Below are 8,003 nucleotides of genomic sequence, written 5' to 3'. Positions count from 1 at the left end.
AGCTTCCTCGGGCCCTGAGGCGACCGATCCCCACGAATCTCGAACAACACAACCCCTGAACAAATCAGGTGTTGCAACCACCACTAGAACCCAAGGGGAAGGGGGCCTTCACGCGCTTCAGGAAAGTTCCGGTTGACACGTGACCATTTGGTCACCTATTCTTTCGACGTGCCCGACGACGATCTGGTTTTCAAGGCTCTGGCGGATCCGACCCGCCGGTTCCTGCTCGACCGGTTGTTCGCGCGTGACGGCCGCACGCTGACCGATCTCGAGTCCGAAGTGGACATGAGCCGGTTCGGTGTGATGAAGCATTTGAAACTGCTGGAAGAAGCCGGACTTGTCGTCACGCGCAAGGAGGGCCGGGAGAAGAAGCATTTCCTCAACCCGGTACCGATCCGGCAGATCCACGACCGGTGGATCGACAAGTTCACCGAGCGCAACGTGACCGCGTTGCTCGACCTCAAAGCCGAACTCGAAAACCCCGAAACCCAGGAGCCGACATGACCGACACCATCACCGCCACCACCCAGGTCTACCGCGTCTACATCAAGGCCACCCCGGAGAAGATCTGGGACGCGATCACGAAGCCCGAATGGTCGCGGAAGTACGGCTACACCGGCCTCGTCGACTTCGACCTGCGGCCGGGTGGCAAGCACGCCACCCACCCCACACCGGAATACGTCGAGGCGGGATTCACGAACGACCTGGTCGACGGCGAGGTCCTGGAAGTCGACCCGCCACGCAAACTGGTCATCACCTGGAAGCTGCGGATGGACGCGGCCTTCGACAACGAGCCCTACACCAAGCTCACCTACGAGATCGAAGAGACGAAGACCGCGGGCACCCGGCTGACCGTCACCCACGACGTCACCAACGCGCCGTGGACGGCCGCGCTGGTCGATGGTTCGCAGGAGGACATCAACGCCGGACCGGGCGAGAACGCCGGTGGCGGCTGGGCGTGGATCCTGTCGGACCTCAAGTCGCTGCTGGAGACGGACGAGCCGCTCGTCCCCGCCGCTTCCTGACCCGACCGGAGAAGTCCGTGAAGGCCTCCTTGAGGGACCCTGGGTCCCTCAAGGAGGCCTTCACGGACATTCAGACCCGTTTGGTCGCGGCCTTCAGAGCGACCTTGGCGGTGTCGGAAGCACCGATGGTGTCCAGTGCGAACAACGCCGCGCCGACCACGGGAGCCACGTCGACGACCTGGATCGAGGCCTGCGGCGCCACTTTCAGGCACCGCCGCTCGATCTCCGCGATCACCTGCGTGCCGACCCCGGTCAGCACTCCCCCGCCGAGGATGACTTCGGGCGCTTCCGCGGTCAGTTCCAGCCGCCGCAGGATGACCCCGACCAGCAGGGCGACCTCTTCGACGAACCGGTCGACCACGTCCTGCGCCACCTCGTCGCCGTCCGCGGCGACGGCGAACAGCAGCGGGCACAGGCCGTGGATCGCGTCGGAGTGCAGTTCCTCGAAGTGCAGTCGCTGCACCACTTCCAGCACCGAAGACGTCTCGAAGTGCGCGGTGACGGCGGCCTGCAAAGCCGTACCCGGACCACGGCCGTCCTCGGCGCGGACGGCCCACCACAGTGCTTCCTCGCCCAGCCGGTAGCCGCCGCCCCAGTCGCCGGAGATCTTGCCCAGCGCGGGAAACCGGTGCTCACGGCCGTCGGCGCTGACGCCGGCGCCGTTGATCCCGGCGCCGCACACCACCGCCACCCCCGTCCCGTCGGAACTGCCCGCGCGCAGCAGAGCGAGCGTGTCGTTGCCGACGATCAGCGTGTCGCTCCAGCCGCGTTCGGCCAGCGCGGCGTGCAGGATCTTCTCCTCGCGCGGGAAATCCAGACCCGCGAGGTAGGCCGACGTATGTGTCGCGAAAGGACGTTCGTCGGGCAGCCCCGCGCCGCGAAGGGCTTCCAGTACCAGCTTCTCCAGCGCGCGGACGCTGCCGTCGACCCCGATGTTCTGCGGGGACGCGCCCGGCCCTCGCGACTGCCCGAGCACCCGTCCGTCCCGGGAGACGATCAGGACATCGGTCTTGCTGTTGCCGCCGTCGATCGCGACGACGACGTCTCGTGAGCCGGCCGTCATGCCCCCGCCCACGGCAGGAACTCACGGTTGACCTGCACCAGTGTGTCGGCGAGCTGATCGGCCTTGGCGTACTGGCCGACGAGCGGATGCGCGAGCAACGCGTCGGCCACCCGGTCCCGGCCGCCCTTGATCGCCGCGTCGAGCGCGAGGTGCTCGTACGCGGTGACCCCGGCGATGAGCCCGGCGAACCGCTGTTCCACCCGCGGCTGCGCGATCGGACGAGGACCGTTTCCGTCCACAAGGGACGGAACCTCGATGACGGCGTCGTCCGGCAGGAAGTCGAAAGTGCCTTCGTTGCGGACGTTGACGACGTGCTCCTCCGCGGGCCCGCCCGAGGTGAGCGCGTGCACGAGCTGCACCGCGGCCTCGGAATAGTAGGCGCCGCCCCGCTTTTCCAGCTGCTCCGGTTTGGTCACCACCTCCGGGTCGAGGTACACCTTGAGCAGTTCCTCTTCGACGTCGCTGACGACGTCCGCGCGCGGCCGCTCGGTGCGCTGCTTCATGACCTGCTCGTCGTGCCCGTAGTAGTACTTCAGGTAGTACGACGGAACGACGTTCATCCGCCGCATCCACTCCACCGGCGCGGTGACGTGCTCGCCGAGGAATTCCGCGTGCTCCGCCAGCAGTTCCGGCAGCCGGTCCTCGCCGTTGACGAGCACCTTCCGTTCCCAGCTCAAGTGGTTCAGTCCGGTGTGGACGAGTTTGACCTCGTCGACGCCGGCACCGAGCAGATGCGCGAACGTGCGCTGGAGGTGGATCGCGACGTTGCACAGCCCGACGGCACGGTGGCCCTCGTTCAGCAGCGCGCGGGTGACGATGCCGACCGGGTTCGTGAAGTTCACGATCCAGGTGTCGTCACCGGCGACTTTCCTCACCCGGTCGGCGATGTCGAGCACGACCGGCACGGTGCGCAGCGCCTTCGCGAGGCCGCCCGCGCCCGTGGTCTCCTGCCCGACACAGCCGCAGGCGTGCGGGAACGTCTCGTCCCCGCGCCGCGCGCGCTGCCCGCCGACCCGCAGCTGGATCAGCACCGCCGACGCACCGTCGACACCCTCTTCGAGGCTCGCGGTGGTGCGGACCCGCGCCGGATGCCCGGCGTGGTCCAGCAACCGGTTGCTGAAGTCAGCGACCGCCTCCACCCGGTACGCGTCCGGATCGATCAGCACGATCTCGTCGACGTCCAAAGTGGACCGTCGCCCGGCGATCCCGTCGATCAGCTCGGGTGTGTAAGTGGATCCCCCACCGACGACTGCCAGTTTCATCCCTTGACCCCTGTGAATGTGACGCCCTTGACGAAGGACTTCTGCGCGAATACGAACAGCACGATCACCGGCAGCATGATCAGCGCGGTGGCCGCCATGGTGAGATTCCATTCCACGTGGTGCATCCCGCGGAACGACGCGATCGCCAGCGAAAGCGGCCAGCTGTCGCGGGTCTCACCGGTGTAGAGCAGCGGACCGAAGTAGTCGTTCCAGGTGAACAGGAAGCAGAACATCGCGGTGGCCGCGATCCCCGGCTTCGCCATCGGTATCAGCACCTTGATCATCGTCTGGAACTCGTTGCAGCCGTCGATCTTCGCCGCTTCCAGATAGTCCTTCGGAATGGTGAGGAAGAACTGCCGCAGCAGGAAGATCGAGAACGCGTCGAAGAAGAAGTACGGCACGATCAACGGAACCAGCGTCCCGGTGAACCCGAGCCGCACCCACAGGTCGTACAACGGCACGACGGTGACCTGCGGGGGCAGCATCATCGCGGCCACGGTCAGCATGAAGAACAGGTTCTGCCCGCGGAACTTGAACTTCGAAAGCGCGTACGCCGCCGGGATCGCCGAAACGAGCGCCCCGAGGGTGGCCAGCGTCGAATAGAGCATGCTGTTGCCGAAGTACTGCAACAGCGGCGCCTTTTCGAACACCTCGATGAAGTTCTCGAAATGCCATTCCTTCGGCCAGAAGTTCGACGAAAGCGCCTGTTCGCTGGACATCACCGCGGTGAGGAACACGAACAGGATGGGCAGCATGAAGATCACGCCCATCGCGATCCCCAGGCTGTGCGTCGCGATCCAGTACAGCTTCTTGTCCCATTGACGCCGCATCCGTACCTTCGGCGGTTCGGACGCCGGGGCGGCGTGCCGGGGCTCGGCCAGTGTGGTCATCCCTCCTCCTGATGCTGGGACTTGCGAAGCTGCCGCACGAGAATCCAGGTGAACCCGGCCGAGACGATGAACAGCAGGACCGCCATCGCCGCCGCGTAACCCATGTTGAAATACCGGAAACCCTGGACGTACAGCCAGACCGGGTAGGTCAGCGTCGAGTTCTGTGGTGCGCCGATGAATCTAGTGTTGCCCGCGACGTCCGCCGCGCCCGCCGCCGCCGAACCCGCGACGATCGCCTGTGTGAAGAACTGCAACGCGAAGATCATCGAGTTGACGACGCCGAACAACAGCACCGGCGAGATCGACGGCAGTGTGACGTGCCAGAACCGGCGGACCGGACCGGCGCCGTCGAGTTCCGCGGCCTCGTACTGTTCCTGCGGCACGTCGAGCAGCGCGGCCAGGATGATGATCATCAGCTCGCCCGAACCCCACATCACCAGCAGGGTCAGCGCGGGCTTCGACATCGCCGGGTCGTTGAACCACAGGCCGCCGTCGATGCCGACCGCCCGCAGGAAAGCGTTGACCGGGCCGTATTCCGGGTTGAACAGGAACACGAAGGCCAGGGTCGCCGCGGCGGGCGGGGCCAGCGAAGGCAGGTAGCAGAGCGTCCGCACCAGGCCGACGCCCGACTTGAGCCGGGAGATGATCGACGCCGTGCCGAGGGCGAACACCACGCGGCAGAACGTCAGGACGATCACCAGCCACAGCGTGTTGTACGCGGCGGTGCCGACCAGCGGCTCGCTGGAGAACATCCGGATGTAGTTGTCGAAGCCGACGAATTCCGGCGCGTTGATCAGGTCGTAGCGGGTGAACGAGTAGTACACCGTGGCGATCAGCGGGTAGCCGAAGAAGATCAGGAACCCGAGCATCGCCGGTGCGATGAAATAGAAGACTGTGCGACGGCGGCGCGCTGCGTTCCCCTTCCGCGTCCGGCTGGACGCGGAAGGGGAACCGACCGCCCTGGAGTCCAGGGTCGAGGTCATGCGATCAGCCGCCGGCGCGTTTCTGGGCCAGCTCGTCGTTGATCTGAGCGTCGACCTGTTTGAGACCCGCGGTCATGTCGGGGATGTTGCCCGCCTGCCACTTCTCGGCGAAGTCGTTGACGGCCTTGAGGTGCGCGTCGCCGATCGGGGTGGACGGGTTCGGCAGCAGCTTCCCGCCGTTGTACAGGTCGAGGAACGTCTTGAACTCCGGCGTGACCTCGAGCTTCGGGTCGGTCAGCGCGGCCTTGGTGCTCGGGACGTTCTTGAGGCCGTTCGACAGCTCGACCAGCGTCGACGTGTCGAGGGTGACCTGCTTGATCAGTTCCCAAGCCGCACCGGGGTTCTTGGCGCCCTTGGGGATCGCGATGATCGTGCCAGTGGTGAACGCGCCGCCGTAGCGGTCCGGCTTGCTGTCGAGCACCGGCGGGGCCGCGGTGCCGAACTTCAGGTCCGGTGTCTGGTCCTTGATGAACGCGGTGCGGTATTCGCCGTCGATCATCATCGCGAGCTTGCCGCGCTGGAAACCGTGGTCCGCCGAGTACTCCTCGCCGAGACCGGCCTTGAACTGCTCGACCTTGGCGTGGCCGCCGTAGAAGTCGACGAGCTGCTTCTGGAAGTCGAACATCGCCTTCCACTCGGGGCTGTCGGCGAGATGCGACTGGCCGTCCGGGCCGAGGTAGGTGGCGCCGAAGTTCGGGGCCCAGTACTGCGCGAAGTTGGCGTAGAACGGCATCGACGGCATGAACCCGGCGACCTTGATCGAGCCGTCCGGGTTGAACTCGGTCAGCTTCTTGGTGGCCTCGAACAGTTCCGAAGTCGTCTTCGGCGGGGAAGTGATGCCCTTCGCCGCGAACATGTCCTTGTTGTAGTAGAAGCCGTAGACGTCGGCGAGCAGCGGCATGGCGCAGCGCTTGCCCTGGTATTCGGTGTAGCTGCGGACCGCGTCGGGGATCTGACCGAGGTCGATCTTGTCGCGGTCGATGTAGGGCTTCAGATCCTGGAAGCTGCCCGTGGAACACCACGCGCCGAGGTTGTCGGTGAAGAACGAGATCGCCACGTCCGGCGGGTTGCCGCCGCGGATGGACTGGGTGATCTTGTCGTCGTCCTGCTGGCCTTCGTGCTTGATCTCGATGTTCGGGAACTTCGCCTTGAGCTTGTTGAGCCCGGCGGTCACCACGTTGTACTCGCGGTCGGTGAACTTGCTGTAGACGGTCAGCGTGAGCTTCGCGTCCGCGGCGGGTGCGGCCGCCGCGTCACCCGCTCCCCCGGCCGGGGGGCTTGCGGCGCCCGAACAAGCGGACACCAGTGCGGCGACGGTGACCGCGCCGAGCACTATCGAGCCGCGCCAACGGCGGCCACTTCTCCGAACCTGGGTCGTGGAACTCATGACCCTCCTCCTAGTTGGTTGGGGCGGGAGACGGTGGTTCTGTTCGTGAATCCGGGATCGCCACGATCGGGTTTGGCTCTCCCGCCCCGGACCGTCTCGGCCCGAGGAGCGAAGGGGTGTTGACGCCGAAGACGTCCCTGCGGACGGTGGCGAGCGCAGATTGGAGCGCGCCCGCGCGGACCGCGTTGCCCTGCACCGAAGCGACCCCGACCGGGGTGCGGGGCAGGACCAGTTCGTGCAACCTTTTCGCGACCAGTGCGGCGAATTCGTCGCCACCGGCACGGCTCGTGTCGCCGGAAAGGAGCACGAGTTCGGGGTCGACGACCGCGATGAGACCGGCCGCGCCACCCGCGACTCGACGGGCCAGGTCGTCGAGGAAGGGTTCGTTGTGGTTCTCGCGGGCCTTGGTGACCGCGTCCGCGCCGTCCTCGGCCTCGATACCGTGCGCGGCTGCCAGCTCGACGACGGCCGGGGACGCGACGAGGTCACCGAAGCGATCTCCGGCGCGGGGCTTTTCGTTCGGCGTGGCGACGGAAACCGGATCGGGCACCCGCATCCAGTCGATCTCGCCGCCACCGCCGGTCGCGCCGCGCAACAGCCTGCGGCCGACCACCACCGCGCCACCGACGCCGTCGCTGAGCCAGATCATCACGAAGTCGTCGAGCCCGACGGCCTGGCCGACGGTCATCTCCACGATCGCGACGAGGTTGACGTCGTTCTCGATGGTGACCTCGACGCCCAGTTCGCGGCTGAGCCTGCTCGGCACGTCGAAACCGAGCCAGCCGGGGATGTGCGGCGCGGAGGAGAGCAGGCCGGTGCGCGGATCGAACGCGCCCTGCGCGCCGATGACGACATGGCGGAGATCGGTGGCGGCGAGACCGGCACTGTTCGCGACGCTGGTGAGCGCCGCGCCGAAGGTGCCGACGACGTCCGCGCCCTCGTGGACCGGCAGCGGGACCTGGTACTCGGCGAGCACCGCGCCCGTGACGTCGGCGACCACGAAATCGGCCTGCTGCGGCGTCAGGTCCACGGCCGCGACGTAGGCGACACCACCGTTGACCTGCCAGAGCTGCGCCCTCGGCCCGCGGCCCCCGCCGCGCACGCCCGCCTTGGTGACGACGTCGTCCTGCTCGAGGCGGGTGAGCAGCTGCGCCGTCGCGGGCTTCGACAGGCCGATCGCGACTTCGAGCTCCGAGCGCGTCAACGGGCCGTCCCTCAGGAGGACCTCGATGGCCGCGCGATCGTTGATCTCGCGCAGCATTCGCGGACTGCCGGCTCGCACTGGGGCTCGCTCCCGACTTCGTTAGGAAACTTTACAGACGGTTTCCGGGGACTGTAGTGAGCCGAACCACAGCCGTCAACGGCGCGGGGAAACGGGGAGGTAACGCTTGGC

8 protein-coding genes are annotated in these 8,003 nt (G+C 66.7%); 2 read left to right on the top strand and 6 right to left on the bottom strand.

The window, feature by feature from the left end; genetic code table 11:
- Window positions 1–168: 168 nt before the first annotated feature.
- Together ACIHAO_RS40135 and ACIHAO_RS40130 are read left to right on the top strand one after the other, a co-directional pair.
- Window positions 169–504, top strand: coding sequence for an ArsR/SmtB family transcription factor (locus ACIHAO_RS40135; RefSeq protein ID WP_396567082.1), 336 nt, complete (start codon window positions 169–171; stop codon window positions 502–504).
- Window positions 501–1,025 carry an SRPBCC domain-containing protein gene (locus ACIHAO_RS40130; protein WP_396567080.1) on the top strand — a complete coding sequence of 175 codons (525 nt, stop codon included), beginning with the start codon at window positions 501–503 and terminating at the stop codon, window positions 1,023–1,025. The genes ACIHAO_RS40135 and ACIHAO_RS40130 overlap by 4 nt, the downstream gene beginning before the upstream one ends.
- Window positions 1,026–1,095: 70 nt before the next feature.
- On the opposite strand, the gene ACIHAO_RS40125 is transcribed toward ACIHAO_RS40130, so the two are convergent.
- Genes ACIHAO_RS40125 through ACIHAO_RS40100 form a run of 6 tightly spaced genes read right to left on the bottom strand, consistent with a single transcriptional unit; the run spans window position 1,096 to window position 7,871 of the window.
- Window positions 1,096–2,100 (bottom strand): N-acetylglucosamine kinase, encoded by a 1,005-nt coding sequence (locus tag ACIHAO_RS40125; protein WP_396567078.1) that lies wholly within the window; start codon window positions 2,098–2,100, stop codon window positions 1,096–1,098.
- The gene (locus ACIHAO_RS40120) at window positions 2,085–3,350 is read right to left on the bottom strand and encodes a 6-phospho-beta-glucosidase (protein WP_125781059.1); all 1,266 of its coding nucleotides are present in this window, start codon (window positions 3,348–3,350) and stop codon (window positions 2,085–2,087) included. The genes ACIHAO_RS40125 and ACIHAO_RS40120 overlap by 16 nt, the downstream gene beginning before the upstream one ends.
- The gene (locus ACIHAO_RS40115) at window positions 3,347–4,240 is read right to left on the bottom strand and encodes a carbohydrate ABC transporter permease (RefSeq protein ID WP_396567076.1); all 894 of its coding nucleotides are present in this window, start codon (window positions 4,238–4,240) and stop codon (window positions 3,347–3,349) included. Before ACIHAO_RS40115 ends, ACIHAO_RS40120 begins: the two co-directional genes overlap by 4 nt.
- On the bottom strand, window positions 4,237–5,223 hold the full coding sequence (locus tag ACIHAO_RS40110) for a carbohydrate ABC transporter permease (RefSeq protein WP_396567074.1): 987 nt from the start codon (window positions 5,221–5,223) through the stop codon (window positions 4,237–4,239). The genes ACIHAO_RS40115 and ACIHAO_RS40110 overlap by 4 nt, the downstream gene beginning before the upstream one ends.
- Before the next feature lie 4 nt (window positions 5,224–5,227).
- Complete coding sequence (locus tag ACIHAO_RS40105) at window positions 5,228–6,610, bottom strand: extracellular solute-binding protein (protein WP_396567072.1); 1,383 nt, start codon at window positions 6,608–6,610, stop codon at window positions 5,228–5,230.
- A gap of 10 nt (window positions 6,611–6,620) precedes the next feature.
- Window positions 6,621–7,871 (bottom strand): ROK family transcriptional regulator, encoded by a 1,251-nt coding sequence (locus tag ACIHAO_RS40100; protein WP_396567086.1) that lies wholly within the window; start codon window positions 7,869–7,871, stop codon window positions 6,621–6,623.
- Between the last annotated feature and the right edge of the window lie 132 nt (window positions 7,872–8,003).

The sequence above is a fragment of the Amycolatopsis sp. NPDC052450 genome (assembly GCF_044547565.1).
Classification (GTDB): Bacteria; Actinomycetota; Actinomycetes; order Mycobacteriales; family Pseudonocardiaceae; genus Amycolatopsis.
This window is presented reverse-complemented; position numbering and strand designations above follow the sequence as displayed.